Below are 25,531 nucleotides of genomic sequence, written 5' to 3'. Positions count from 1 at the left end.
TACGGTTGGTTGCGAGTGTAACCGCTTGCGGCCGGCAAACCAGCCAAGTCCGTAACCGCCTTCGCGCAACATCGTTTCGTCTGCGCGACGTGGAAGACCCCTATCCGTTCGGATATACTGACACGAGCGGCGGGATCGATCAGTGTGCCCGGACTTATCCATTTCATCGATCGCTCTGGCCGTGCGAGGCTTTGCGCAGACCACAGCTCGAACCGCAAGGAGATGCCCGAATGAACGCCGAATCCCAATGCCCGATGCATGGCGGCAAGATGGAGGGTAACGCCGTCCTGTTCGACATGACGAACCGGACCTGGTGGCCCAACCAGCTCGACCTGACCGTGCTCCATCAGAACCCGCCCGCCGGCGACCCGATGGGGGCCGATTTCGATTATGCCGCGGAGTTCCAGAAGCTGGATCTGGCGGCGGTGAAGGCCGACATCTTCGCGCTGATGACCGACTCGCAGGACTGGTGGCCGGCGGATTTCGGCCATTACGGCCCGCTGTTCGTCCGCATGGCCTGGCACAGCTCGGGCACGTATCGGATCGGCGACGGCCGCGGCGGCGCGGGCTCGGGCTCGCAGCGCTTCGCGCCGCTCAATAGCTGGCCGGACAACGCCAATCTCGACAAGGCGCGCATGCTGCTGTGGCCGATCAAGCAGAAATACGGCCGGGCGTTGTCCTGGGCCGACCTGCTGATCCTCACCGGCAACTGCGCACTCGAATCGATGGGCTTCAAGACCGCCGGCTTCGGCGGCGGCCGCGCCGATATCTGGGAGCCGGAGCGCGACATCAACTGGGGCCCCGAGCGCGAATGGCTGCAGACCAGCGACAAGCCGGGCGGCCGCTATTCGGGCGAGCGTGACCTCGCCAATCCGCTGGCCGCGGTGCAGATGGGCCTCATCTACGTCAATCCCGAAGGCCCGGACGGTAACCCCGACCCGCTGCTCGCCGCGCGCGACATCCGCGAGACCTTCGCGCGCATGGCGATGAACGACGAGGAAACCGTAGCGCTGATTGCCGGCGGCCATACCTTCGGCAAGACCCACGGCGCCGCCGATCCCAGCCAATATGTCGGTCCCGAGCCGGCCGGTGCGGGCGTCGAGATGCAGGGGCTCGGCTGGGCCAACAGCTATGGCAAGGGCAATGCCGGGGACACGATCACCAGCGGCCTCGAAGTCACCTGGACCGAGACGCCCACGCAGTGGGGCATGGGCTTCTTCAAGAACCTGCTCGACTATGAGTATGAACTCACCAAGAGCCCGGCCGGCGCGCACCAATGGGTGGCGAAGGATGCCGGCGAGGTGATCCCCGACGCGCATGATCCGTCGAAGAAGCACCGCCCGACGATGCTCACCACCGATCTCGCGCTGCGGGCGGACCCCGCCTATGAGGCGATCTCGCGGCGCTTCTACGCGAATCCGGACCAGTTCGCCCACGCCTTTGCGGAGGCGTGGTACAAGCTGACCCACCGCGACAGCGGGCCGCATGGCCGTCTGCTCGGGCCGGAAGTCCCCGCCGAGCCGCGCTTGTGGCAGGATCCGGTGCCGGCGGTGGACCACCCGCTGATCGATGCCGCCGATATCGCCGCCCTCAAGGCCGAAATCCTCGACTCGGGCCTGTCGATTTCGCGGCTGGTGAAGACCGCCTGGGCCTCGGCCGCGACCTATCGCGGTACCGACAAGCGCGGCGGCGCCAATGGCGCGCGCATCCGGCTTGCGCCGCAAAAGGACTGGGCGGTGAACGAGCCGGCCGAACTCGCCAAGGCGCTCGGCGTGCTGGAGGACATCCAGGCCAAGTTCAATGCGAGCCAGACCGGGGGCAAGAAGGTGTCGCTCGCCGACCTCATCGTGCTCGGCGGTACCTCGGCGGTGGAAGCGGCGGCGAAGAAGGCCGGGCACGTCCTGGCACTGCCCTTCGTGCCTGGCCGCACCGACGCCAGCCAGGAACAGACCGACGCGCACAGCTTCGAACCGCTCGAGCCCAAGACCGACGGCTTCCGTAACTTTGTCGGCCAGTCGACCGGCTATTCGGAAGAGGAATTGCTGGTCGATCGCGCCGCGCTGCTGACGCTCACCGCGCCGGAGATGACTGTGCTGGTCGGCGGCCTGCGCGTGCTCGGCGCCAACCATGGTGACTCGAAGCACGGCGTGTTCACCGATCGTCCGGAAACGCTGACCAACGACTTCTTCCGCAACCTGCTGTCAACCAGCTTCACCGCCAAGTGGGCAGCGCAGGGCGACGGCAGCTTCGTCGCGACCGATCGCAAGACGGGCGAGGCCAAGTGGACGGGCACCCGCGTCGACCTGATCTTCGGCTCGAACGCGCAGCTGCGCGCGCTGGCCGAGGCTTATGCGACGGACGATGCCGAAGGCGCATTTGTCGAGGCGTTCGGCAAGGCGTGGACCAAGGTGATGCACGCCGACCGCGTCGACCTGTAAGTCATCGAGAAGGGGCCGCCCGGCGCTGCCGGACGGCCCCTTTCGTCGCTTCAGGGGACCTTAGTAGGTGCCCTTGAAGCTCGCGTTGAGGTTGCCGGTGGTGTTCCAGTCCTGCGAGCGCTCGCCCGTGCCGGTCTGGCCGGTGGTCGTCGCGGTCGACTTGGACTTGTCCTCGCCGAACATCGCGCCCGACTGCTCTTCGTCGCGCCAATGGTTCTTGGCTTCGTCCGCGGTCTTGCGCAGCGTTACCTTGTCGTCGACGGTCTGGATCCAGCGCGACGGGATCGAGTGGTGGCGACCCTCGGCATCCGTGTCGTTCTTGGTCAGGATGATGCGATCGCCGCGCACCTTGTCCACCGTGCCGACATGGCTGCCGTCCGAACCCAGCACTTCCATATGCTCGGTCACACGGCGGAGCGAATCGCGCTGGCCGGTGCGCTCGGTGCGGAAATTCTCGAACTCGCTGTGGAAACGCTGGGCGTTTTCGCGGCGATATTCGTCATAGTCGCGGTCGAACTCCTGGAGCCGGCTGCGGCGCCATTCGCCATAATGGCTGTCCGACGCGCCCTCGTTGCGGGCCTGCTGCTCGTCATAGCGCTGGTCCTGGCGGCGGCGGCGCTCGGCTTCCTCGTCGCCGAACCACGAGCGGACCTCGTCGCCGGCGCGGTCGAGGAAGCCGCGGTCACGGTCATAACCACGCAGGTCTTCGCCACGGTTGCGGTCATAGCCATAGGCGCTGCGGCCCTGGTCCTGCCGGCCGTAGCGCGAGCGATCCTGGTCCGGCTGGCCGTAGCTGCGCGCGAACGAATCGCGGCTGCCCCAGTCGCTGTTGCCGTAATTGCGCTGGCCATAGTCGCGGTCGCGATCCTGGGACGAATAGCCACCATAGTTGCTGTAGCTGCGCGAGCCGGTGTCGCTCCAGTCGTTGTTGCTGCCATCCCAGCCGCTGCGCTCCTGGCTACGCTGGCCGTAGCCCTGCGCGCCATAGCTCGAGCGATCCTGGTTGCGCCCGCGATTCCAGTCGTCGCGCTGGTTGCGATCGCGTCCGCGGCCATATTCGCCGGCGGCGGCATAGTCGCGCGCGCTGCTATAGGTGTAATCCCGGCCCGAGCCGTAATCCCGGCCATAGTCGCCCTGGCTGCTGCTGTCGTTGTAACCGGTGGGGCCGTACGGGCCGTAGCGATTGTTGCGGTCGTCCATCGTATCTCTCCTGCTGAGATTTCGGCGGCTGCGGCATGCTTGCCGTCACGCACCGTCCAAGCGAGCAGAGGGGCGGATGGGTTCCCCGGATTTTAACCTGCGTCACAGGCACTTCGTCGCCAGCGATATGAATCCGAGCGAAAGATGCGACAAGCCAGTTGCATCGCCCGTTTCGGCTCGCTAAGGGGAGCGCCTCCCGGGTCAGCCCGGGACCAAGGCGGCGGGGCTGTAGCTCAGATGGGAGAGCGCTGCAATCGCACTGCAGAGGTCAGGGGTTCGATTCCCCTCAGCTCCACCAGCCGCCTCAAGCCACTGAAAAGCGGCTGAAACCCCGGAAAACTAAGGCTTCTTACAAGCGCCTGTTACGTTGTGGTTCGGACGTGGCCATGTGCGCCTGTGCCGCCGGCCGATCTATCTATTGTCCTGCCGCGCCGTGCCGGCCACCCTTCACCCGAAACGCGTGGGGGTGCTCAGGCACGCGAACAGTGCGATCTCGGCCTGAGGTGCCTTGGGGCGTGGGGAGCGATCGAGGATGGTCAGAAGGCGTGTTCGATGACACGGCAGACGCGTTCGACATCCGTGTCGGTCATGTCGACGAAATAGGGGAGACCCAAGGTTTCCCGCGCAAGCATCTCCGTCACCGGAAGCGGCAGACGCGGTAGTTCGGCGAAAGCGGACTGAAGATGAACGCCGGCACCCCACCAGGCGCGACTGCTGATGCCGACGGCGTCGAGCCGCGACACGAGCCGCTGCTGGTCCGCGCCGAAAAATCGCGCGACGCAGACGCTGCCGCACCATTCGCTTCCAAAACCAGCCTGAAACGCGATCTGCTGCCGCCGTCCCAAGCGCTCGCGATACGCCTCTGCGACCGCTCGGAATCCCTGCAGGTCGCTTGCATAGGCGTCCATCGCCGCCAGACCGACGGCCGCGTGATACTCGCTCATCTTCGCGTTGGTGCCGATCGCACGGGCGTCGCGCGAGCCGGAGAAACCGAAATTACTACGTTGCTTGATGTCGGCAATCGTGTCGCGCCGCCGACAGACGACATAGCCGCCTTCACCTGCGCCGAGGATCTTCGTGGCGTGAAGACTGACGACGGCGGGGGAGGTGCCGACGCGCACCGCGTCGTGTCCGGCGGCAGCGTCGATAACCACCGGGACGCCGGTTTCCTCGGTGAAGCGATCCCAGGCTTGGGTGTCCATCGGCGCACCGAAGGGCGCCACGGGCATCACCGCGGCAACCGGGCCGTCGATCCGCGCCAGGGCGTCGCGCGCGATATCGGGCGTCAGCGCCCAGGATCCTTCGTCGACATCGACGAGAAACGGCGTCAGGCCGGCACTGCTGACGGCATGTGCCGTTGCGACAAATGTCCAGGACGGAATGAGGCAGTAGCCATTGGCGTTCCCGACGACCGACTGCAGGGCGAGCGCAAGGCCCGCGGTGCCATTTGATACCGTGACGATGCACTCCGGGTGGACGCCCAGTCGCTGCGCCAGCCTGGATTCGAGTTCCGTCACGAGCGGGCCGAAGTTCGAATAGCTCCGCCGGTCGTCGATCCGTTGCAGATAGGGCAGCAGTGCTTCGGCCCGAGGCATGCGGGGACGCAGGACGGGAAGGTCGTCGGTAGCGACGACGGAGAGCATGGCTCTGCTGCCGGTCGCGTTCCGTTCTACTGCTGCACTTGTCTGAGTCCGCATCGGGCCGCTTTCGGATGGATGGTATCTTTCTTTATAGGTCGGTAGCCGTTTCCCGAGAAACGCTTGCCGAGATAAGCGCTGGTATTCCCGGAAGATCTCGAATCGGTCGAGCCTCTGAGGCGGTGGCGGACTAGCGCTCGCGGCGGTGCGAGGGCCTCGGCATTTGGCCGGCGGTGAAGAACCCCCCCCGCGCCAGCAACTTCAGGCCGCTCCGATATCCGTATTCGATGTGGCGGTGCGCGCCCTGGCGCCTGAAGGCCTTGTGCACCGCGCGCAGATTATAATGCGGGATCGACGGAAATTGATGGTGTTCCAAGTGGTAGTGCATGTCCGCGTAGAAGAACGCGGTAATCGGATCCAGAACCACCGTGCGGGTCGAGGCTTCATACTGCCCACGAACCTCGTCGGCGGACAGGTTGAAATGCTGTAGCGCCGCCAGCGTACGGTTGGGGAAGGTGAGGCAGAACGGCGCAAGGCAGATCGCGGCGGCGAGATAGGGGCCGCCAAGCACGAGGCTGACGACGAGGATCAGCGCCTGTCCCGCAAATACGGCGCGCGCACCGTTCTTGAGCTGAACCGCCTCGCGCGATCCCGGCGCGAACAGCGTGGCGAAGCGCCCCTTGGGAATCGTGCCCGCCGCGTTCAGCGCCAGCACGCGGACTCGCCGCCAGATCGCGGGCACATCCACTGTCAGCAGCGCCAGCGTACCCAGCCAGGACAGCCGCTCCTGCGGCGACGCTTCGAGGTCGTTGGCACCCAGCGGGGTCCGATGATGTTGCGGATGCGTCACTGCGAAATAGCCGTAGTTGCTCCACGTCAGGATGGAGCATAGCCGGAACAGCACCACATTGGGCCATCGTGCGGTGAAGACCGAACGATGGAAAAGCTCATGGCCGATGCCCGCCCAACCCAGGAAGGACCAGGTGAGGAAATGTGGGATCAGGACGAGCAGCGCCGCCCAGACATGGCCATGCGCGAAGAGGTGCGTCCCCGCCGTCAGCAACGCAGCATGGAACGCCACGCGGATCGCGATCAGCAGCGCGGCGAGAAGATCGCGCTTTTGGGACCAGCGCCGATAGGCGTCTCGATCGAGAAGCCTTAGCCCGCGCGCTTCGCCGTCGGTTGCTGCCATCAGGCCCTATCCCGAAGGGCGCCGTCGACGCCCATGCCGAGAAACCGTTCCCGGATGTCGCCCACGAGCAGCATTGCCATCATCGTATGCTGGACGTGGATCACCAACTCGTCCTTCGCGAGCGCCTCGACGAAGGTGGTCACGTCGCCATGGATGGACGATCTGAAATCGTGCCAGAGGATCACGCCGCTGTCGCCGATCATCTTTCTCGCATTGGCGGTGTCGATCGCTACGGTTTCCAGATCATGGCCGCCATCGACGAAGACGAGATCGACCCCGCCGACCAGCCCGTGCGCCGCGGGATCGAACACGCGGCTGTCCTGCTGGAGCAGGGTTGTCCGGGATTTGTCCGCATCGGTCAGCCCACCGAGGTAGCGAGGAGCAGACGCACTCTGGACGGCGCGCAAATACGCGTCGTTGATGTTGCCGTCGCGCCGCAAGTCCGCATCGGTGTAAGAGTCGACAGTGTCCCCGGCGGCATGGCTCTCACCGAGATCGAGCGAGTATACCGCGCATTCCGCGCCCGAATTCTCGACCAGCAGGGCGGTGGAATAGCCGAGAAAGGTGCCGAACTCGAAGATCTTGCGCGGCTGGATCAGCTTGACGATCGAGATCAGCGCGGCGGCCTCCAGCAAGGTCACGCTGCCGAGCCCGCTGGAGGGCACGTTGATCTTCATCGGCACGGGGCTCGGGTTTTCGGCCTCGATCTTCAGGAAGAGGACCTTCGGCTTGATCGCCACGACGCCGGCGCGGTGCGTCTCGCAGTGATCGAGCAAGCCGGCAGGGTCGTCGATCGGTGCGGGGGCGAGTGCGGATTGCAGAACGGGCATGTGAAAATTCCGATTGTCGACAAGGAAGTGAAGGTGCCTGGGCAGGGTGTTGCGCCGGTCACGCCGTCAGATGAAGAACATCACCGTCTCCGACCAGCCCTGGGTGTAATGCCGAAGATAAACCTGGTAGTCGGCGTGTAGCGAGCGAACATATCGCCAAATATCGCGGAAGTCGCTTGCGCGGTGGTACACGGCAATGGCCAGCTTGGGCCGGTCCTGGCGGATGTGCCGCTCGCACCCGGCAAGCGCCTTTATCTCCCACCCTTCGAGATCCATCTTGATGAAGCTGACCGGATCGGGGATGGCCAGGTCCACGGTCGTCATCTCCACCAGTTCACGCCCGCCGCTGGTGACTGCGGATGCGGACCCCGCCTCGCTGTCGAAGGCGATCTGCCCCGGTGCGTCGGAAAGCGCCTTGGCGTGGAAAGCGATGTCGCGATGTCCGGCCAGCCGGGCTTTGGCGGCGCGTAGGTTCCGTTCCGAAGGCTCGAACAGGTGCACCTGCCGATAGTCGGGGCAGCGCCGGCAGAATTCCTCGGTTGTATCGCCGTCGAAGCCGCCAGCGTCGACGAACACTTCCGATCGCAGATCCAGGAAGGGTTCGAAATATTGCTCCTGGGTGCGCACGGCATAGCCGCGCATGAAGGCTGCGTTCGCCGTCAGCCGGTAGCGCAGCACATCGGCGAGCGTCCGGCGCGACGCTTCGTCCGCGAGCGTATCGAAGAGGTCGGCCCATTCCGTGGCGAAGCGATCCCAGTCCGCGCGCTGTTCGCGAACGACCTCGGCGTCGGCGATCGCGCCGCCCGATGCGTGGGCGAGCTCCTGGATGGAGACGACCGAGCGGACCCCGGCATCCGCGAGCCGCTGCTCGACCGCCACCGGACTGATCGAGGTCGAGCAGTTGATGACCGCGGCATCGGGCGGCAATTGCGACATTCCGACCGCCGTGAGCCCGTGCCATACCGAACCGGCCGGCGCGAAATCGTCGACGATGCCATCCAGGCGCAACCGGCCGATCAGCCCGAGCGACTCGGCATTGCGCCCGATGACGTAGCAGGGGCGGTCCTGGGCGGACAGCAGGTCGCTGGCTAGCTGCTGGTTGGCGGCAGGCGCTGCGATCGCCGAGTCCAGCATCGCGCTGAAATCCTGTTTGGTCATGCTCTCGCCTTTCGATCTGCCCCAAGTACCGAATATAGTTCGCCATCCAGCGTGGCGCGCATCATCCTGTCCAGCGCGCCCGCATCCTCTGCCCGCGCAAACAGGATACCGATCCGGCCGAACGGGCTGGCCGCGATGCGTTCGCCGGCGAGGGCGAGCGATACGAACATCTCGATATCGATAGGCCGGTGGAACCGGAGGCCCTCGAAGACCTGCGGCTCGCGCAGCGAAATCGTGTGGCGCAGGATCGGTCGGTAGGATTGGGCATGCCCGTCGAAGCCTTCGCCAAGAAAGGGGCGGGCATAGTTTTCGGCATAGTTGAAGCCGGTCGAGCTTGCGATCAGCTGGCTATACAGATCGCCGGGGCACCGCCGGGTGATCTCGATGATCCAGAAGCGCTCGCCATCGGCGATGAACTGAGTGTGGATCAGACCCGAGGTCAGTTGCAGGTCCTGCGCAATCTTCTCGATCGCTGCCCGCACCTTGCTCGCCAGCGTCGGGTCGAAGGCCGGAACGACATAGCTGGTGTCGACGGCGAACGGATTGACGGAGCCATGCTCCTCGACGAAGAAATCGGTGCGGATGCCATCGGGGCCGAGAAAGGCGGAATGGCTGTACAGCTGCCCCTGGACGAACTCTTCGATCAGGCAGGCTCCGTTTCGGGAGAATTCCTTGGCGCGCTCGATCGCTTCAGCAAGATCCGCGGCAGACGGCGCCGGCAGGGCCGTCACGCCGCGGCCGCTGAAAGCCTCCGCGGGCTTGACGATCACCGGACCCGCCGCCAGCGCATCGGCTTCGGCGATGCGGCGGGGGGCGGGAATGGCGGCGGCTTCCGCATATCGCCGGAAATCCTGCTTGTTGCCGAGGACGCGGACGGTCTCGACCGGGTCGATCCCGGGGAAGGGGCGCTTGGCGCTGATCGCGGCACAGGTCTCGTAGGAGAGATCGTTGCAACCGGGGATGAGGAAGTCCGCGCCCAGCCGCTCCACCAGCGCCGTCACCGCCTCGACGTCCGAATAGTCGAGCTTGACGTACTTGTCGGCGGACATGGCGAGCGCGTTGTCCGGCTTGTTCCCGACGACGGTCACGTCATGACCTGAATCGACGAGATACCGGTAGATCGGCACGGACGCGGCATTGGTGTCGAGAAGGATGGCGACGGCCATTCTGGATTCAGCCTTTCACGGAGTTTCGCGGCACGATTAGGCGTCGAGTTCCACCAGCGACCTGGTTTCGGCGGACCTTCGGATCGCCTCGGCGACCCGCACATTCTGGGCCCCGTCGAAGGCCGGCACGATCGGGTCGGCGGTGCCGAGGATTACCGCCAGAAAATTCTCGAGCTGCCGGGCGAGCGGATCTTCCCGCACGACCGGAATGACCTCCTCCACGAGCGGGGTGTGCCAGGAAGGGGATTGCGGTGCCGGGTGGGACAGCAGGCGCATGCTGGGGAAGTCGAACGTCCCCAGCGTTCCGGTGATGCTGTAGCAGTCCTCGGTGGGGTAGGTCGGATAGACCGGGTTCTCTCGCGAGGTCTGCTCCCAGCTATGCGGCGAGGCGCCGGCGTCGGACAGGAGGAAGGTGCCGAGCACGCCGTTCCGGAATTGCAGGTTGATCGCCACGGTATCCTCGACCGGAAACTGCCGGATCGCGTTGGACGCGATCGCCTGCACCGCGGCGATCTCGCCGCAAAAGGTGCGCATGATGCCGATCTCGTGGATGAGATTGATCAGGATCGGGCCGCCACCAGGCTGGCTACGCCAGGGGCCCGCCTCGAAATACGCGGCCGGCTTGTAGAAGATCGCGCTTCCCTGGAAGGCGACCAGTCGCCCGAGCCGCCCGCTGTCGATGATCGCCTTGGCGGCGGTCAGCAAGGGCGAGTGGACCCGGTGATGGCCGACCAGGACCTTTGCGCCGCGCCGCGCCGCGAGATCCACCAGATCGAGGGCCTCGTCATGATCCGCGGTGATCGGCTTCTCGATCAGCACGGGGATGCCACGCTCGATGCACAGCTTCGCCTGCGCGTAGTGGAATTCGTTGGGCGACGAAATGATCACGCCCGACGGGGTTCCCGCTGCAAGACAGGCCTCGAGCGTGTCGAAGATCGGCGTGTTCGGCAAGCGTTCGCCAATGTTCCTGCTGCCGTTGCGCCCAGGCGTGACGATGCCGGCCAGTTCACAATGCGGATGTGCCTGGATCATCTCGATATGCTTCAGGCCCATAAGGCCCGGGCCCACCACAATGATGGATGGCGTCGTCATCGTACGGCCCCGATCATCTGACTCATCCCGCACCATCTTGCTTCGTGCATAGAAGCTGTTGAACCACGCAAGGGCGCGCCGGTTGTCTCACCCGGCCGTTCACCTGCCGGGGTCGAGCATCGCCCCGCCGATCCATTATAGGACGTGCGTCAGAACGGGACACAAATTGGCGCAGGGCAATGTGGATGTTCAGCGTCCGAACGTCGGCCGCGCCGCTTGCGGCAGGCCGCTACGAGCGGCGGCGATGTGCTTCTCGTTCCCGCAACTGCACGTCTCCAGGGCGGAACGGCCGCTATAATGGGTTTGTCGCACCGGCTGCGCTACAGGATGAATGAAATGTCTGTGACCTTGGTCTTTCCCGTCTCCACCCCCGATGGCCGGACCTATCTCAAGCAAGCGCTGGAGCGGGGAGAGCCGGTGGTGGCGGCATCGTGCGACGTCAGCGACCCCACCAATGGGGCGGCCCCCTGGATAAGGCTGCCACTGGTCAGCGAACCGGCGTTTCTGGACGCATTCACCGAAGTGGTGCGCCGGCATGACGTCACGCGGATCCACGCCTCGGCGCACATCGTCCACGCGGCGTTGCGCAATCTGCTGCAGGAGCAGGATCTGGGTCCGCTGCGGATCATCAACCGCTCGGCGCTCGAACTGGAATTCGAGCGGTGGGACGACATTTTCGCGCGGGCGGAGCGGTGGGCGGAGTTCATCGCGACATTGGTGCCGGCCCAGTCGCAGCCCAGCCTTGCGTTCATCGCCGGCGTCGTGCGGCTTGCGTTCAATCTGTTCGGCGAATCCTACGACGACAAGCTGGCAGCGCTGCTCGCCTGCCTGCTCGATGCGCCGGAGGGTGACATTGTCGAGATCGGTTCGCTGTTCGGCCGCTCCGCGAGCGTGCTGCTCGCAGGACGCGCGCTCGGGGTGGCGGAGCGCAACATCTTCGTGTTCGATCCCTGGTGTTCGGATGCGGGCGCGCAGCAGGATCTGCCGGTCGCGCTTCAGAAATACACGCGTTCGGCCGGGCTGGAGCGGGTCGCCCATGCGTTCGAAGCGACCTTCGCCGCACTGGCACCGGCGGGGGCAATGACGGTGTACCGAACGCCCTCGGTTTCGGGCCACGCCGTCTATCGCGGCGAGATCGACGGCGAGGCCTTTCGCCTGTTGAAGCCAGCGAAAGCCTCCCGGCCGACGGGTCGGATCGCGCTACTCCATATCGACGGCAATCACGACCGATCGGCGGCCGCGGAGGATGTCATGCTCTGGTCCCCGCACGTCGCGCCCGGTGGCTGGGTGGTGATCGACGACTATAACTGGCGCTATGGCGACGGCCCCAAGGAAGCGGGAGACGCGCTGCTCCGGCTGTGGGGCGACAAGGCTGCGCGCGCCTTTGTGGCCGGCGACTGCCTGTTCATACAGCGCGCATAGGAGGGGGCCGCCCTGCCGGCACCGGCCGTAACCCGGCATTAAACAGTTTTCTTTACCGTCTCGGCCATGATCGCGAGCGAAGCTATGGATATGTCGGTACGGCCGAGCGGGTCTGGGCCGCTTCGGTTCAGCTGGTTGCAGCAAGAGCTTCCCCGCGGCGCATGGCCCGAACCCCTCCGCGCCGAGGTAAGCGCCGTGATGAACCAGATCGGCTGGCCGGCGGTGCAGCAAGGTGAACGCGCCCGCCTCGAAGCGCTGTACCGCGACTTCACCTCCCTGTTCCCCCGCTTTCTCGTCGCCGCCAGCGATATCGACCGGGCGGCCGACCTCTACACGCTCATCCACATCCTGTTATGGCGCAGCACTCAGAACCTGGCCGAGTTGAAACGGTTCAACACGGATGTGGTGCTGCCGTTCGCCAGCTATCTAGCACGGCACTTTCCGAAGCGACCGCTGCGTCCCGCTACACGCGCAGTGCCCCGCATCGCCTATCTTTCCGAGACGAGCGATCTGTTCAGCAGCAATGCGGTAGCCAAGACCACCGTTTCGCTGATGCTGGGCCAGCACGCGCTCCGCGCACCGGAAGACTGGCCATTTCTGTACTGCATCAAGCAGCCCGTACAGAATATGTGGGACTTCGCCGCCGAAACCGGCCTTCGGGTGCGCGACATGTCCCGCCCGACGCCTTCGCAGATGACGCAGGCGATCCTGTTGCAGCTCGAGGCGGACGGGATCGACATCTTGATCGCCGACAGCAATTGCGCCGTCGCGACGATGGTGCTGCAGCAGCGCCCCTGCCGGGTGCAGGCGTTTCACGAGAATGGGTTCGCGCCCTGGGCCATCCCGGAGCTCAACCTTGCTTTCATGGGTATCACCAAGCCCGCGCCCGGCTTGTTCGACGACCGCGTCGCAATGCACGAGACGCCGCGGAACACCGCCTCCGTCTTTCACTGCGTCACGAGGCCGCAAGCCCAGATCGATGCCTTGCGAAACGTGCTGTGCGCCGGGACGGGGGTTGCCCAGCCAAGCGCCATCTACGGTTTCTATGGTCGCATGGCCAAGATCACCCCTGAATATATGGTGCTCGTCGAGGAGATACTGGAACGCGATCCGCAGGCGATCTTCTTCGCCGGCGGTACCGGCTCGACCACGATGATTGTGGAACGCCGGGCGGCAACGCCCGCGGGCGACCGCATCATTCTCTATGACGAGTTCATCGACGGGCACCTCGTAAGCGAATGCATCGACATTTTCCTCGACACCTTCCCCTTCCCGGGCGGCAATGCGTGCCTGGAGACACAGGCGCATGGCGTGCCGGTGGTGTGGATGGCGCCGGAGCCGGACAGCGAAATGCAGCTCGTGTTCACGCTGCGCGACGAGCGCCTGAAGGCGCGCGATGGTGCCCAGTTCGTCGCATTGTCGCAGCGGTTGGCCGATCCCGACCAGCGCCGGGAACATGGCAATTTCGCACAGGCGCTCGTCGCCCGGCACGGCGACATGACCGAGCAGGCTACCCGCGTGGAGGATCTTCTACGCGCAGCCTGGAATCAGGCCGTGTGATAGTTGCCTGACCCTGTTTCGAAGACAGTGCGCGCGCCCGCGGTCTCGCAGCAGGCTTTGCCCTCAGCTCCACCAGTCGCCTGATCCTTCTCCCGATCAGCTGCATTCAGCCCGCGAGCGCCAGCCGCAGCGCCACGCGCAGGCCAGGCTCGGCATCTTCCAACGCCAGCGTGCCGCGATGCAACCGCGCGATCGCCAGCGCGAGGGGCAGGCCCAGCCCGTGACCGTGCGTGTGGCGGCTGGCGTCTAGCCGGCCGAAGCGGCGCAGGGCGCGATCGCGTTCTTTCGGCGGGATGCCCTGGCCGTTGTCCGCAACGTAGAGCAGCGCGATGTCGCCTTCGCGGCGCACCTCCAGCCGGATCGTCGTTCCGGGTGGGGTGTGCGTCACGGCATTCTCGATCAGGTTGACGATCAGCTGGGTAAGGAGGCGCGGGTCGCCCTCGACGATCACTCCCTTCGCGGCAGCAGGGGCCACGAAGTACCGGCCATTCTCGGTCACCAGCAGCTCCAATCCCTCGCCTACGTCCGCCGTGAGGGCGGCAAGGTCCAGCCGCTCGAAACCCGCGCGCCGTTCGCCGCCCTCGATCTCGGTGATGCGCAGGATTGCGGCGAAGACTGCGAGGATCTCCTCGCTCTCGGCAACGGCGTCGGCCAGTTCCTCCCGCACCGGCGCCGCTTCTGGCGTGTCGGCGAGCGCCGCCAGCCGGCCGTGCAGCCGCGCCAGCGGCGTGCGCAGGTCGTGGGCGATGTCGTTGGAGATGCTGCGCATGCCGGTCATCAGCTCGCCGATGCGATCGAGCATGCGGTTGAAGGTCACCGCCAGTGCGCCGAACACGCTCCCCGGCCGCTCCACCGGCACCCGCGCGCGCAGATCGCCGTCGATGATCGCTTCCGCAGTGCCGGCGATCGCGGCGATGTTGATGCGGATCGCGCGGATCAGCGCGAAGGTGCCGATCAGCAGCAGCGCCATCACCGCGCCGAAGCCGATCACGAGGATGCGTCCGCGCTTGTGATCATGCTGGTCGATCGGCTCGCTCTCCGCCACCAGCGCCAGCGTCTCGCCGCCGGGCAGTTGCTTCACCCAGGCGCGCCCGCGGCTGAGGCCGGGGATCGCCGCGTCCGTCTTCACCGTCGAGACGCCGATCGGCAGCGGATGCGCGGGGGCGATGTTGCCGGCGATTCGTTCCCCGAGGGAATCGCGTAGCAGGAAACCGATATCGGCGCTCTCGCGCTCGCTGCTCTCGCGGGCGATGCGGCGGGCGATTTCGGGCACGCCGGCGCCGCCTTCCAGCAGCTCGCGCGCCTCGCCTTGCAGCCGCAGGTCCACCTGATGGTCGATCGCGTCGAGCAGGGCGAGATAGACGCCCACCCCGGCGAGCGCCGTCGTCGCGGAGAGCGCCAGCGCGAAGGCAATCGCGATCCGGCCGAGCGAGCGGAGGCGCCGGCGCGGCACCGCTCAGGCGCGGAACATGTAGCCGACCCCGCGCACCGTCGCGATCGGATCGGGCAGGCCGGGCATCTCCAGCCGCTGGCGCAGCTTGAGGATATGGACGTCGACGATGTTGGTGGTCGGCACGAAGTCATAGCCCCAGACGCGCTCGATCAGCATCTTGCGCGAGAGCACGCTGCCGGCTTCGCGGACCAGCTCGGCGAGCAGCTTGAGCTCGGTCTTCTGCAGCTCGATCGGCTTGCCGGCGCGGGTGACGCGGTGGCGGAGCACGCTGACCGTCACGTCGCCCGCGGTCAGCGTCGCTGTGTCGGCGGCGGGGGCGCTGCGGCGGCGGAGCACCGCACGGATGCGGGCGTTGAGCTCGTCGATCTCGAACGGCTTGACGATATAGTCGTCGGCGCCGGCCTCCAGCCCCTCCACCCGCTCCTGGGTGAGCCCCAGCGCGGTCAGCAGGATCACCGGCGTCTCGACGCCCTCGGCGCGGATGCGGCGGAGCACCTCCACCCCATTGATCGCTGGCAGCAGCCGATCGAGCAGGATCGCATCGAATTGCGCCTGGCCCAGCGTGGCGATCGCAGCGCGGCCGTCTGCAACCGCTTCCACCGTGTAGCCGAGGCCGCCCAATTGCCGGGCGAGCAGGGCGCTGAGCTGGGCGTCATCCTCGACGACGAGGATGCGAAGGGCGGGCGACGGGTCGGACGGGGACTGCATGATCGGCATCCTTAGGGCGGACGCCTGTTCCTAACCTTACAGTCCATGCAGGTCGACCCGCCGCGAGCGTGGACGCCTCAGCCCTTGGGCAGCTGGGCGAGCAGGTCGATATGGCGCTGGACGATCGGCACGGCGGTAGCGGCGACCTTGCGCAGCGCGGCGTTGTCGCCGTTTTCGGCATAGCCCGAATGGAGCGCCAGCGCTTCCTGATGCGCCATCCGCTGCTGGCGGAGATAGGCCGCGTCGAACTGCGCGCCGGAAAGCCCGCGGAGCTCGTCGATCATCTTCTGCTGGCGCGGCGCGAGTGCGGGCGGCGGCGGAGTCATACCGGCGGCGCGGGCGGCGCTGGTCAGCGCCTGCGTCGTCTGGGTGTGGTGGTCGATCATCATCTGGCCGAACTGACGCACGGCGCCGGTAGCGGCCTTTTGCTGCGCGAGCCGCGAGGATTCGATCTCGTACAGGTCGCCGGCGCCGGCCATGCGGGCATAGCCCATGGCGTCGCGCGGCATCTGCATCTGCGCCGGGACCATTGGCTCGGTCTGCGGCGCGCTTGAACGGGGTGCCTCGGCCGCGGTGGCAGCCGTCATCGCCAGCGACGCGAACGCGCCGCACAAGAATATCGTCTTCATCTTTTCCCTCCTGGTCGTGGCCGATCAACCGGCCAGACACAGGATGGTTGCAATTTAACGTGTGTTTACTTGCTGTTACTTCATTGTGACGGTCGCCCTAAAATAATCCCGGCACCTCGCGCTGGGCGGTATTCGGTCGTTCGGGCGTCAGCAACTCGTTGGGCGCGGAAGCGGCCCGCGCCAGTGCGAAACCGCCGATCGCGCTGCAGCTGCGACCCGCGACGAAGTCCAGGGCCGCCTTGACCGAGGCCTCGCGCACGTTGCCCAGCGGCTGCGAGAGATCGTCGCTGGCGGCGCAGCTCACCTCGACATTGCTGGCAAGGCCGTTGAAATAGCTGCCTTGGCGGTTGGCGTTCTGCGTGGCGAAGGCGATCACGCGCAGCCGATCGTCGCACTCGCTCTTGTCGATCGCGACCTGGCCGACCGGCTTGCCATAGGTGTTGGTGCCGATCAGCCCCAGATTGGCGTGGAAATAGGGGATCATGCCGTTGATCACCAGCTCGCTCGCCGAGGCGGTGCTCCGCGTGCCAATGAAAGCGATGCGGGTGGGGGCGATTGATTCGGGCTGCGGGCCGAAATAGCGGGTGCTGTCGTTCGCGGACTTTTCCGGACGGAAGCTGGTGTAGCTGAACACGTCGGTCGTCGGCCGTGCGCCGCCGAGCAGGTCGCCGAACAGCTGCGCGATGGAGACCAGCCCGCCGCCATTGTAGCGCAGGTCGACGATCACCTTGTCGATGCCCTGGGCCTTGAAGTTCGAAAAGGCGCTGCGCAGCGCTGGATCGGCGGTGTCGATGAAGGTGCGCAGATTGACATAGCCGACGCGGCCGCCGCCGTTCGGATCGGTAAGGATCTGCGCGCCGTAGCGGCTGGATACCGGGGTGAGGGTGAAGTCCGACTTCGCGAGCGTGACGGTGCGGACATTGCCGTTCGGATCGCGCACGCGCAGCACGCGGGTGGTGCCGTTGGTGTCCGGCCCGAGCGCCGACTGCACGCCGGCCGAACCCTGCGTGCTGAAGATCGTGCTCACGTCGCGCAGGTCGCTGCTGCTGGTGCCGATGGCGAGGATCTGGGCGCCCCGGTCGATGCCGGCCTGCAGCGCGTTGCCGCCCTCGAAGCTCTCCGCGACGGTCAGCGTGCTGCTGCCGTCGCTGGTCAGGCGGAAGCCGAAGCCGGCGCTGGAGCCGCTGGTATAATAGGCGGTCTCCTGCGCGATCGAGGTGAGGTAGGTGAAATAGCGGTCGCGCCCCTGCGCCCGCGCCGTGGCGGTGAGCGCGTCGAGATAGTCGTCGGCGGTGCCGTAGCCCGACGGGTTGAGGTTCGACGGCAGCGTCTCGGGGAAGAGATACCATTCGCGCATCGTCGCCAGGATCCAGTCCTGCCGGGCGCGCAGCGTGCAGGCGCTGGAGGTCGGGGCGGGCGTAGCAGCGCCGTTTCCGGGCTGGACGACATTGCCTGCCCCATCGCCACCTCCGCACCCGGCCAGCAACGCGGCCAAGACAACCGTCGAAATCCCAGGTCGCACACGTCGCATTGCGATGATCCCCCGTTTCGGAGAAACTAGCCGGGCGGCCGGTGCCGCGCCAGCGCCTTCCTCACAGCCTTGATCGCGCCGCCGTGGCGTAGGCAAGGGCTTCAACAGGTATATACGTGGGCATAGGTTGACACGTTTCGACCTTCGCCTGTCATAAGCATGTTGTCGGCGGAGTATAAAAAGGCAACTGCGCTCCAAGGACCACAAAAAATTCTAGATGGGCAAGTAAGGCCCCAAGACTGGTACGCTTTCGCGGTGTCGGAGGGGGTGGGCTGTTGCGGAGCTTTGCGTGAAGCGGATTTGGTGTGGCGGCCAATCGGCTTGGCAAATCGTGTTACAATTGCAACGCTCCGCGCGGCATCTGTTCTACATCATCGCTGTTTGGTGTTGTCGGTCCTGTTAGAGCGGTTCGTGCAGCCATATATGCGGCGGGCTGCCACCTGCCCCTGAACCGACGGCCGCACGACTGCGGATGCAGAGATAAATTCAGGTGAAATGGGGTAATTGCGAGCACCAGCTATCGAGTTTCACACGGAGCAAGGCTGTACCGGATACTAGTTGACCTGTTTGTTCGGTCAGGCGAGCCATATCGCCGAGTAAATGTTGATTTTGAGGTAAGTAAATGAACGCAGAAGTTTTCGGTGATGCCGTTGTGCCGGCCACGCCGCGAGTTCTAGTCGTGGATGACGACGCAGCGATGCAGCGCATGATTGTTTCCTATCTCAGTGAAAACAACATGCAGACGGCTGCCGTGTCGGGGCGGGAAGGCGTGGTGCGTGCACTCGCCGGCCGCGAGCCCGACGTCATCCTGCTGGACCTCAACCTCGGCGATCAGGACGGGCTGGATCTTCTCCGCGAGGTGCGCGCCAAGAGCGTCGTGCCGGTCATCCTGATTACCGGCCACCGTCGGGACGAGGTGGACCGTGTGATCGGCCTCGAACTGGGTGCGGACGATTACCTGACCAAGCCATTCGGCATGCGTGAGATGCTGGCCCGCGTACGCTCGGTGCTGCGCAGACGGTCGATGGATCGCCTGCATCCTGCGCGTCAGCCCGAACAGAGTTTCGAATTCGCCGGCTGGGTGTTCAGCCAGCGATCGCGGCGGCTCGTCAGCCCGGACGGTGAGACCGTGCCGCTTACCAAGGGCGAGTTCGCGCTGCTCAGTGCCTTCGTCGCCGCGCCGCGGCGGCCGCTCACCCGCGAACGGCTGCTGCAGGCGACGCGCGTGCACGAGGACGTGTACGATCGCAGCATCGACGTGCAGATCCTCCGACTGCGGCGCAAGCTCGAACGTGACGCGAGTGCCCCTAGGCTGATCCGCACCGAGCGCGGTGTCGGCTATGTCTTCGATGCCGAGGTCCGGACAGTGTGAGCTTTCGTCTGCGGATACGAACGTTGCCCATGCTTGTAGGCGGCGCGATGCTGTGCGCGGGCGCGGCGCTGGCCGGCCAGTGGGGCGCGCGCGACGAGCCGATCACGCCGCTGCCGCCGGCGCCGGCGGTCGCGCCGGCCAAGCGCGCGCTGGGAGCGCTGCTGTTCCGCGATCCGCGACTGTCGCAGCGCCAGACGGTGAGCTGCAACTCCTGCCACGACGTTGCCACCAGCGGGGCCAGCGATCGCAATTTCGACATCGCCCAGAACGGCGGTACCCTGCGGATGAACACGCTCACCGTGTTCAATGCGGCGCTCAACTATCGCTTCAACTGGCGCGGGCGGCGGGAGACGTTCGAACGCTTCACCGCGCAGGTGCTCGACGATCCGGGACTGATGGGCGCCGCAAACGGGGGCGCGGTAGCGCGGCTGCGGCGGGATCCGGCGATGGTCGCGCGCTTCCGACGGGTATATGGCCGCCCGATCGACGAGGCTGCGCTGGTCGATGCACTTGCGGCGTACCAGCGTAGCCTGGTCACGCCTGGCGCACGCTTCGATCGCTGGCTTGCCGGCGACGACCGCGCGCTCTCCGCACAGGAGCGGCGCGGCTATGCCCGCTTCAAGGCGCTGGGCTGCATCTCTTGCCACCAGGGTGTGAACATCGGCGGCAACCTCATGCAGCGCCACGGCGTCTTTCATCCGATCGGCGCGGCAGATCCGGTGCTGGTGCGGGTGCCCAGCCTGCGCAACGTGGCGGCGACCGCGCCCTATTTCCACGACGGCAGCGCGGCCACGCTGCCGGACGCGGTGCGCGCGATGGGCCGGGCGCAGCTCGACCTGAAGCTGTCGCCGAACGAGGTCGACGACATCGTCGCGTTCCTAGGCACGCTTACCGGCACCTATCAGGGCAAGCCGGTCCGCCCACCCGTGCCGAGCCGCCGCCCGTGAAGTCCGTCGCCATGCTGCGCGCCTCGGCAGCTATCACCGCGCTAGCGGCGGTGCTGCTGTTCGGCGCGGCGGCGCGGATGCGGACGATGGGCGATGGCTGGGCAGTGGACGCGAACCGGGCGATCGAACGCTACGCCTTTGCCGATCGCTCGCTCACACGCGACATGTTGAGCGCGCGAATCGGGTTGTTGCGCAACTACGACATGATCAACCAGGATCTGGCGAGCGCGGACGAAAGCATCGAGGGGCTGGTGCAGCTCGCAGGCGACGACCTGCCGCTCCGCGACGCCGTCTCGCGGCTCGGTGATCACACCCGGGCGGCCGAGGCGATGGCCGAGGAGTTCAAAAGCGAGAACGCACTGCTGCAGAACTCGCTCGCGCGGGTCACGGCGCTGTGCAACCTGCTGCAGGACTCGCCGCGGGCGGGCACGGTCTCGGCGCGCTTCCTGCGGCTGACGCTGGACACCAGCCCCGCGGCGGTGGCGGCGGCGCAGGCCGCGCTGGCCGGAGTGACGGGCGCGCGGAGCGATCTCGAAGCCCAGCTGGTCGCGCATGGCCGCCTGTTGATCGCGCTGTTGCCCCGCGTCGATGCGATCCTCGATGCGGTGCGCGAGGGCAGCCGCGACGGCGAGATCGAAATCGTACGCCGGCTGATTGTCGAGCACCAGCAGCGCATCGAGGCGGGGCACCAGCGCGCTTTTCTGGGGCTGCTCGCCGCCGGCGCTGCGGCGGGGATCCTGTGGCTCGCCCTTCTTGCCGCGCTTCGCGCGCAGTCGCGAGAGCGTCGACGCCGCCGCGAGAATGAGCGGCTGAGCGCCACCGTCGCCAGCCTGTTGCTCGAAGTCTCGTCGGAACAGCTCGAGCAGCGGATCGGGGATGCGCTGCAGCGACTTGCCGCCCATGCTGGCGCCACCGATGCTTATCTCGTGCTCCAAGGGGAGCAGGCCGGCCGCACCTATGTGTGGAGCAGCGACGGACGACTGAGCGAAAACTGGCCGGTGCGGGTGGCGGCGGCGGCGCAGGACTCGCCGCTCTGGGAAGAGGACGTGCTCCACCTCGCGCTGCCGCACGGTGCCGACACACCGCTCGGCGCGATGCTGCTGTCACGCGGGACGACGTCGCTCCTTCTGCTACGGGCATCGACGCCGGTGCCGGCACTGCTCGGCTTCGAACGTCACGATACCGACCGTGGCCGGTCCGACGTGATTGCCGGGTTACACATGGCACAGGCGGCGATCCTGCAGGCGCTCCGCCGCGACGGGCTGGAGCGGGCGCGGCTCCAGCTGGAATTGCGTCTCGCCCGCGCCCGGCGGATGGAGGCGATCGGTGCGGTGGCTAGCGGTGTGGCGCACAATTTCAACAACATCATCGGCGCGATCGGCGGCTTCAGCGAGATCGCCGAGATCCATGCGGGGCACAACCGGGTGGTGCGGGAAGACCTTTCCGAAATCCGCCAGGCAGTCGATCGCGCGCGCGAACTTGTCGACGAGATCCTCGCTTTCGGGCGCGGCCATGATGCCGAATACAGGCCGCTGGCGCTGCAGGCGCTGGTGGAGGAAACCGTGCGGCTCGTGCAGGCGACGGGGCGCGGCACGGTCCGCTTTTCCGCCCAGGATTGGCCTGTAGGGCGCGAAGTGCAGGGCAATGCGACGCAGCTCCAGCAGGTGTTCATGAACATCTGCAACAACGCCTTCCTCGCAATGCCTGGCGATCCGCATGTCGACGTGACGCTAGGCTTCCGCGTCGAGTGCAGGCCGCGCGCGTTCAGCCATGGCAGTCTGGAGGCGGGGGACTATGCCATGGTCACGATCGTGGATCGCGGGTGCGGCATCGCCGCCGCCGCCCAGCCGCGCCTGTTCGAGCCTTTCTTCACCGGGCGGCAGGGCGGTACCGGGCTGGGCCTGTCGACCGCCTGGGAGATCGTCCAGGCGCATGGCGGCACGATCGACGTCCGCAGCGCGCCCGGCCAAGGCAGCCGCTTCGACATCTGGCTGCCTGCGATGCGCGCGCAGCTGCCCGCACCGGTGCAGCAGGCCGCGGCGCCACTGTCGGGCAATGGCGAAGGCGTGCTAGTGGTGGCGCCTGCGGCGATACGCGAGGCAGTCGAGGATCTGGTGGCGCAGCTCGGCTACGAACCGGTGAGCGTCGATCCCGCGCGTGCGGACCTGGCCGAGCAGGCAGATCACGCAGGTGCCGATGCGGTGCTGCTGGTCGACGCGCCGGGCGCCGCGCACCATTTCCTGCCGGACGGCCGATCGGGCTCGGAACAGGGCGTGCTGCTCCTGATGCGACCGGCAAGCGGGCAGGCGTTCGCGCCGGTGCCGCTCGCAGCACCGCTCGATCCGGTCGCGCTCGCGGCCGCGCTCCACCCGCTAACTGGCGCGCCAACACTACAGCCGTAACCGCAGCCCACGCCATCCGACATGCGCGTGAAACCGTCCTGCTGGCACAGCCGGCCGGACGGTCGCCGCCTGTTGTTGGGAGTGGATGTGTTTCGAACCGGGAGTTTCTGCCGCCGCTGCGGAAGCGCGCATCGTGTCCGCTGACGGGCGCGTCGCCTGGCGCGAGGGGCTGTTCCTGCGCCAGCAGCATTTCCAGCAGCTCGAGCGCCATCTCGATGCGGAGCTCGCGGCCGCCGCTCGCCATGCCGGGCCCTATCGCTGGGGCGTGACCGAGCTGGTGATCAACCAGGATCTTGCCGCGCTGGGTAAGTTCGCGGTCGAGAAGCTATCCGGCGTGCTGCCCGACGGGCTGCACTTCGCCATCCCGGGCACGCTGCCCCCGCCGCCGCCGATCGACATCCCAGCCGATGCGCGCGACGGCGGCATCCAGCTGACGCTGCCGGCGCACCAGCCCGGCGCGGTGGCCTTTCGCGATGTCGACGCCGCCGGTGCCGAGGGCGCGCGCTTCCTGGTCGAGACGCGTGACGTCGCCGACGTGTTTTCCGAAGAGCGGGCGAGCGAGCCGATCGAGATGGCGCGGCCCAATCTGCGCTTCGGCATCACCCGCGACCAGACCTATGGCCGCGTCACGCTCGAGCTCGCACGCGTCCGCGAGGTGCGGAACGGCGCCATCCAGTTCGACGAGCGGCACATCCCGCCCGCGCTCGACCTGCGCGCGAGCCCGCGACTCGCCGGCTTCCTCGCCGACATCTTGGGGCGCGCCGGACAGCGCGTCGACGAACTCGCCCTGCGCGCGGTCGAGGCGGCGGAGGCGGGGGCGGAGAGCATCGCCAATTTCCTGCTGCTCCAGGCGCTCAATCGCTGGCGCCCGCAGCTCGCGCATCTGGCGAGCCTGCCGATGGTGCATCCCGAGCGGCTGTACGAGGCGCTGCTCGGCATGGCCGGCGAACTGGCGACGCTCACCCGCTCCGAACGCCAGCCGCCGCCTTTCCCGGCCTATGACCATCTCCGCCTGCGCGAGACGTTCGAGCCAGTGGTCGAGGCGATCCAGGCGGCGCTGTCGGCGGTCTATGATCGCGCCGCGGTCCAGCTGCCGCTCGTCCAGGCGGGGCCGGGGGCCTATACCGCGCGGATCAACGATTCGGCGCTGTTCCAGACCGGCTATTTCTACTTGGTCGCCTCGGCGCGCATGTCGCTGGAGGATCTGCGCGCACGCTTTCCCTCGGTCGCCAAGATCGGGCCGGTGCAGAAGATGCGGCAGATCGTCGATTCGGCGCTGGCCGGCATCCCGCTGCGCCACACGCCGACCCCGCCGCCGCAGATCCGCGCGCTGCCCGGCCACGTCTATTTCGAGCTCGATCGCTCGGCACCCGACTGGCCCGCGCTCGCCGCCGCGCCCGCACTGGGGCTACATGTCGCCGGCGACTGGCCCGAGCTGCGGCTCGAGCTCTGGTGCGTGAAGAAGGCGCCGCGGTGAACGACGACGACGCCCTGGGCAGCGACGGCCACACCGTCTTCCAGCCGACGCCGCTCCAGCAGGCGCGCGCCCGGCTCGCCGAGACGCGGGCCGCACCGCCCCTCGCCGACGAGGATTTCCCCGAGCCGCCGGTCGCGGCGCGGGCGCACAATCCGATCGTCGCGGCGGCGGCGCCGCTGCTCGCGCTGATCGCGTCGGCGCGGTCGGAGCGGATCGCGCTCGACCTGCCCTCGCTGCATCGCCGCGCGTCGGCCGCCGCACAGCGTTTCGACGCGGCGATCGCGGGGGGCGGCTATGACGCCGAGACCCAGCGCCGCGCGCGCTACGCCGTCTATGCGACGATCGACGACATCGCCCAGAACCTGCCCGGCCAGTCGGCCGACGGCGCCGAATGGGCGCGGCGCAGCATGGTGGTGCGCGGCTTCGGCGAGAATATCGGCGGCGACCGCTTCTGGGCCTTGCTGCGCGAAATGCTCGCGCAGCCGGCGGCGCATGCCGAGCTGATCGAGCTCTACCATGCCTGCCTCGCCGCAGGGTTCGAGGGGCGCTACCGCGTGGCGCACGACGAGCGCGGCCAGCGCGCCGCGATCCTCGCGAGCGCCTATGCCGCGATCCCCGCCGAGCGCGGGCTTTCGGAAACCGAGCTGGTGCCGCACTGGCGCGGCGAACCGACGGCGCGGGGGCGGATCGGCTTCTGGGCGCCGATCGGGCTGGCGGCGAGCGTCGCGCTCGGCGTGCTGCTGCTGGTCGTGCTGGCCTTCCGGCTGGTGCTGATCCAGACCGGCCAGCCGGCGATGACCGCGCTGCTCGCGCTCAACCCCGAGCAGCCCTTGCGCCTTTCGCGTGCGGCGGCGCCCGCGGTGGTGCCGATCGGTGCGCAGCAGCAGCGGCTCCAGGGCTTCCTCGCCGACGCAATCGCGCGGAAGCTGGTCGTGGTCGAGCAGGACCCCAACAGCGTGCGGGTGCGCACCACCGTCGGCACGCTGTTCCGCTCGGGCTCGGACCAGCTAGCGCCGGGCCGGCAGGCGCTGTTCGAGAAGATCGCCGAGGCCGTGGCCGGTGAGAAGGGCCAAGTGCGGGTCGAGGGCCATGCCGACAGCGATCCCGTCGCGAGCCTGACCTTCCCCGACAATGTCGCCCTGTCCAAGGCGCGGGCCGAGACCGTCGCGGCGATCCTGCGCGCGCGGCTAGACGATCCGGCGCGGGTCGAGGCGCAGGGCTTCGGCGCGACCCAGCCGATCGCGCCCAACGCCACCCCCGACGGCAAGGCGCAGAACCGGCGCGTCGAAATCGTGATCGCGCGGAACGGATAACGAA

19 protein-coding genes and 1 tRNA gene are annotated in these 25,531 nt (G+C 67.1%); 9 read left to right on the top strand and 11 right to left on the bottom strand.

Features of this window, described 5'->3' with window-relative positions; genetic code table 11:
• The first annotated feature begins 230 nt into the window (after nucleotides 1-230).
• Complete coding sequence (gene katG, locus ABIC35_RS20255; RefSeq protein ID WP_121071837.1) at nucleotides 231-2,438, top strand: catalase/peroxidase HPI; 2,208 nt, start codon at nucleotides 231-233, stop codon at nucleotides 2,436-2,438.
• Nucleotides 2,439-2,498: 60 nt separating this feature from the next.
• Here katG and ABIC35_RS20250 read toward each other — a convergent pair whose 3' ends face one another.
• On the bottom strand, nucleotides 2,499-3,638 hold the full coding sequence (locus tag ABIC35_RS20250; protein ID WP_183049239.1) for a DUF2171 domain-containing protein: 1,140 nt from the start codon (nucleotides 3,636-3,638) through the stop codon (nucleotides 2,499-2,501).
• Between the two features lie 222 nt (nucleotides 3,639-3,860).
• Here ABIC35_RS20250 and ABIC35_RS20245 point away from each other — a divergent pair.
• Nucleotides 3,861-3,936: transfer RNA gene (locus tag ABIC35_RS20245), tRNA-Ala, on the top strand.
• Between the two features lie 238 nt (nucleotides 3,937-4,174).
• Here ABIC35_RS20245 and ABIC35_RS20240 read toward each other — a convergent pair.
• The 6 genes from ABIC35_RS20240 to ABIC35_RS20215 form a co-directional block, all read right to left on the bottom strand.
• The gene (locus ABIC35_RS20240; RefSeq protein ID WP_354278580.1) at nucleotides 4,175-5,281 is read right to left on the bottom strand and encodes a DegT/DnrJ/EryC1/StrS family aminotransferase; all 1,107 of its coding nucleotides are present in this window, start codon (nucleotides 5,279-5,281) and stop codon (nucleotides 4,175-4,177) included.
• 184 nt (nucleotides 5,282-5,465) lie between these two features.
• Nucleotides 5,466-6,467 carry a fatty acid desaturase family protein gene (locus ABIC35_RS20235; RefSeq protein ID WP_121071835.1) on the bottom strand — a complete coding sequence of 334 codons (1,002 nt, stop codon included), beginning with the start codon at nucleotides 6,465-6,467 and terminating at the stop codon, nucleotides 5,466-5,468.
• On the bottom strand, nucleotides 6,467-7,297 hold the full coding sequence (locus tag ABIC35_RS20230) for a class I SAM-dependent methyltransferase (RefSeq protein WP_121071834.1): 831 nt from the start codon (nucleotides 7,295-7,297) through the stop codon (nucleotides 6,467-6,469). Before ABIC35_RS20230 ends, ABIC35_RS20235 begins: the two co-directional genes overlap by 1 nt.
• Nucleotides 7,298-7,363: 66 nt before the next feature.
• Nucleotides 7,364-8,455 (bottom strand): FkbM family methyltransferase, encoded by a 1,092-nt coding sequence (locus tag ABIC35_RS20225; RefSeq protein ID WP_220667314.1) that lies wholly within the window; start codon nucleotides 8,453-8,455, stop codon nucleotides 7,364-7,366.
• On the bottom strand, nucleotides 8,452-9,621 hold the full coding sequence (locus tag ABIC35_RS20220; protein ID WP_121071833.1) for an ATP-grasp domain-containing protein: 1,170 nt from the start codon (nucleotides 9,619-9,621) through the stop codon (nucleotides 8,452-8,454). Before ABIC35_RS20220 ends, ABIC35_RS20225 begins: the two co-directional genes overlap by 4 nt.
• A 36-nt stretch (nucleotides 9,622-9,657) precedes the next feature.
• Entirely contained in the window at nucleotides 9,658-10,713 is a 1,056-nt protein-coding gene (locus tag ABIC35_RS20215; protein ID WP_121071832.1) for a Gfo/Idh/MocA family protein, read from the bottom strand.
• 336 nt (nucleotides 10,714-11,049) lie between these two features.
• Here ABIC35_RS20215 and ABIC35_RS20210 point away from each other — a divergent pair, with 336 nt between their 5' ends.
• Together ABIC35_RS20210 and ABIC35_RS20205 are read left to right on the top strand one after the other, a co-directional pair.
• Complete coding sequence (locus tag ABIC35_RS20210; protein WP_183049238.1) at nucleotides 11,050-12,135, top strand: class I SAM-dependent methyltransferase; 1,086 nt, start codon at nucleotides 11,050-11,052, stop codon at nucleotides 12,133-12,135.
• 198 nt (nucleotides 12,136-12,333) lie between these two features.
• Nucleotides 12,334-13,695: a hypothetical protein gene (locus ABIC35_RS20205; RefSeq protein WP_354278579.1), complete on the top strand. Its 1,362-nt coding sequence runs from the start codon at nucleotides 12,334-12,336 to the stop codon at nucleotides 13,693-13,695.
• A gap of 106 nt (nucleotides 13,696-13,801) precedes the next feature.
• Here the strand turns inward: ABIC35_RS20205 and ABIC35_RS20200 are convergent, their stop codons facing one another.
• From ABIC35_RS20200 to ABIC35_RS20185, 4 genes are all read right to left on the bottom strand, one after another.
• Nucleotides 13,802-15,148: a sensor histidine kinase gene (locus ABIC35_RS20200; protein WP_121071829.1), complete on the bottom strand. Its 1,347-nt coding sequence runs from the start codon at nucleotides 15,146-15,148 to the stop codon at nucleotides 13,802-13,804.
• 3 nt (nucleotides 15,149-15,151) lie between these two features.
• Entirely contained in the window at nucleotides 15,152-15,856 is a 705-nt protein-coding gene (locus ABIC35_RS20195; protein WP_121078901.1) for a response regulator transcription factor, read from the bottom strand.
• A 77-nt stretch (nucleotides 15,857-15,933) separates the two neighbouring features.
• Complete coding sequence (locus tag ABIC35_RS20190; protein WP_121071828.1) at nucleotides 15,934-16,485, bottom strand: DUF4142 domain-containing protein; 552 nt, start codon at nucleotides 16,483-16,485, stop codon at nucleotides 15,934-15,936.
• A gap of 97 nt (nucleotides 16,486-16,582) precedes the next feature.
• On the bottom strand, nucleotides 16,583-18,016 hold the full coding sequence (locus ABIC35_RS20185; RefSeq protein ID WP_121071827.1) for a S41 family peptidase: 1,434 nt from the start codon (nucleotides 18,014-18,016) through the stop codon (nucleotides 16,583-16,585).
• A 622-nt stretch (nucleotides 18,017-18,638) separates the two neighbouring features.
• Between ABIC35_RS20185 and ABIC35_RS20180 the strand changes: the two genes are divergently transcribed.
• From ABIC35_RS20180 to icmH, 5 genes are all read left to right on the top strand, one after another.
• Nucleotides 18,639-19,388 carry a response regulator gene (locus tag ABIC35_RS20180; protein ID WP_121071826.1) on the top strand — a complete coding sequence of 250 codons (750 nt, stop codon included), beginning with the start codon at nucleotides 18,639-18,641 and terminating at the stop codon, nucleotides 19,386-19,388.
• A gap of 29 nt (nucleotides 19,389-19,417) precedes the next feature.
• Entirely contained in the window at nucleotides 19,418-20,335 is a 918-nt protein-coding gene (locus tag ABIC35_RS20175; RefSeq protein ID WP_354278583.1) for a cytochrome-c peroxidase, read from the top strand.
• Nucleotides 20,332-22,737: a DAHL domain-containing protein gene (locus tag ABIC35_RS20170; RefSeq protein WP_121071825.1), complete on the top strand. Its 2,406-nt coding sequence runs from the start codon at nucleotides 20,332-20,334 to the stop codon at nucleotides 22,735-22,737. Before ABIC35_RS20175 ends, ABIC35_RS20170 begins: the two co-directional genes overlap by 4 nt.
• Before the next feature lie 133 nt (nucleotides 22,738-22,870).
• Nucleotides 22,871-24,214, top strand: a complete 1,344-nt coding sequence (tssK, locus tag ABIC35_RS20165; protein WP_183049237.1) for a type VI secretion system baseplate subunit TssK — start codon at nucleotides 22,871-22,873, stop codon at nucleotides 24,212-24,214.
• On the top strand, nucleotides 24,211-25,527 hold the full coding sequence (icmH, locus tag ABIC35_RS20160; RefSeq protein ID WP_354278578.1) for a type IVB secretion system protein IcmH/DotU: 1,317 nt from the start codon (nucleotides 24,211-24,213) through the stop codon (nucleotides 25,525-25,527). The genes tssK and icmH overlap by 4 nt, the downstream gene beginning before the upstream one ends.
• Nucleotides 25,528-25,531: the final 4 nt, after the last annotated feature.

Source organism: Sphingomonas trueperi (assembly GCF_040545965.1).
GTDB lineage: Bacteria > Pseudomonadota > Alphaproteobacteria > Sphingomonadales > Sphingomonadaceae > Sphingomonas > Sphingomonas trueperi_C.
This window is presented reverse-complemented; position numbering and strand designations above follow the sequence as displayed.

Bases quoted from the DNA above. Each gene is read 5' to 3' on its own strand.
- katG (WP_121071837.1), top strand. From the start codon at position 231: ATGAACGCCGAATCCCAATGCCCGATGCATGGCGGCAAGATGGAGGGT.
- ABIC35_RS20250 (WP_183049239.1), bottom strand. From the start codon at position 3,638: ATGGACGACCGCAACAATCGCTACGGCCCGTACGGCCCCACCGGTTAC.
- ABIC35_RS20240 (WP_354278580.1), bottom strand. From the start codon at position 5,281: ATGCTCTCCGTCGTCGCTACCGACGACCTTCCCGTCCTGCGTCCCCGC.
- ABIC35_RS20235 (WP_121071835.1), bottom strand. From the start codon at position 6,467: ATGGCAGCAACCGACGGCGAAGCGCGCGGGCTAAGGCTTCTCGATCGA.
- ABIC35_RS20230 (WP_121071834.1), bottom strand. From the start codon at position 7,297: ATGCCCGTTCTGCAATCCGCACTCGCCCCCGCACCGATCGACGACCCT.
- ABIC35_RS20225 (WP_220667314.1), bottom strand. From the start codon at position 8,455: ATGACCAAACAGGATTTCAGCGCGATGCTGGACTCGGCGATCGCAGCG.
- ABIC35_RS20220 (WP_121071833.1), bottom strand. From the start codon at position 9,621: ATGGCCGTCGCCATCCTTCTCGACACCAATGCCGCGTCCGTGCCGATC.
- ABIC35_RS20215 (WP_121071832.1), bottom strand. From the start codon at position 10,713: ATGACGACGCCATCCATCATTGTGGTGGGCCCGGGCCTTATGGGCCTG.
- ABIC35_RS20210 (WP_183049238.1), top strand. From the start codon at position 11,050: ATGTCTGTGACCTTGGTCTTTCCCGTCTCCACCCCCGATGGCCGGACC.
- ABIC35_RS20205 (WP_354278579.1), top strand. From the start codon at position 12,334: ATGAACCAGATCGGCTGGCCGGCGGTGCAGCAAGGTGAACGCGCCCGC.
- ABIC35_RS20195 (WP_121078901.1), bottom strand. From the start codon at position 15,856: ATGCAGTCCCCGTCCGACCCGTCGCCCGCCCTTCGCATCCTCGTCGTC.
- ABIC35_RS20190 (WP_121071828.1), bottom strand. From the start codon at position 16,485: ATGAAGACGATATTCTTGTGCGGCGCGTTCGCGTCGCTGGCGATGACG.
- ABIC35_RS20185 (WP_121071827.1), bottom strand. From the start codon at position 18,016: ATGCGACGTGTGCGACCTGGGATTTCGACGGTTGTCTTGGCCGCGTTG.
- ABIC35_RS20180 (WP_121071826.1), top strand. From the start codon at position 18,639: ATGAACGCAGAAGTTTTCGGTGATGCCGTTGTGCCGGCCACGCCGCGA.
- ABIC35_RS20175 (WP_354278583.1), top strand. From the start codon at position 19,418: ATGCTTGTAGGCGGCGCGATGCTGTGCGCGGGCGCGGCGCTGGCCGGC.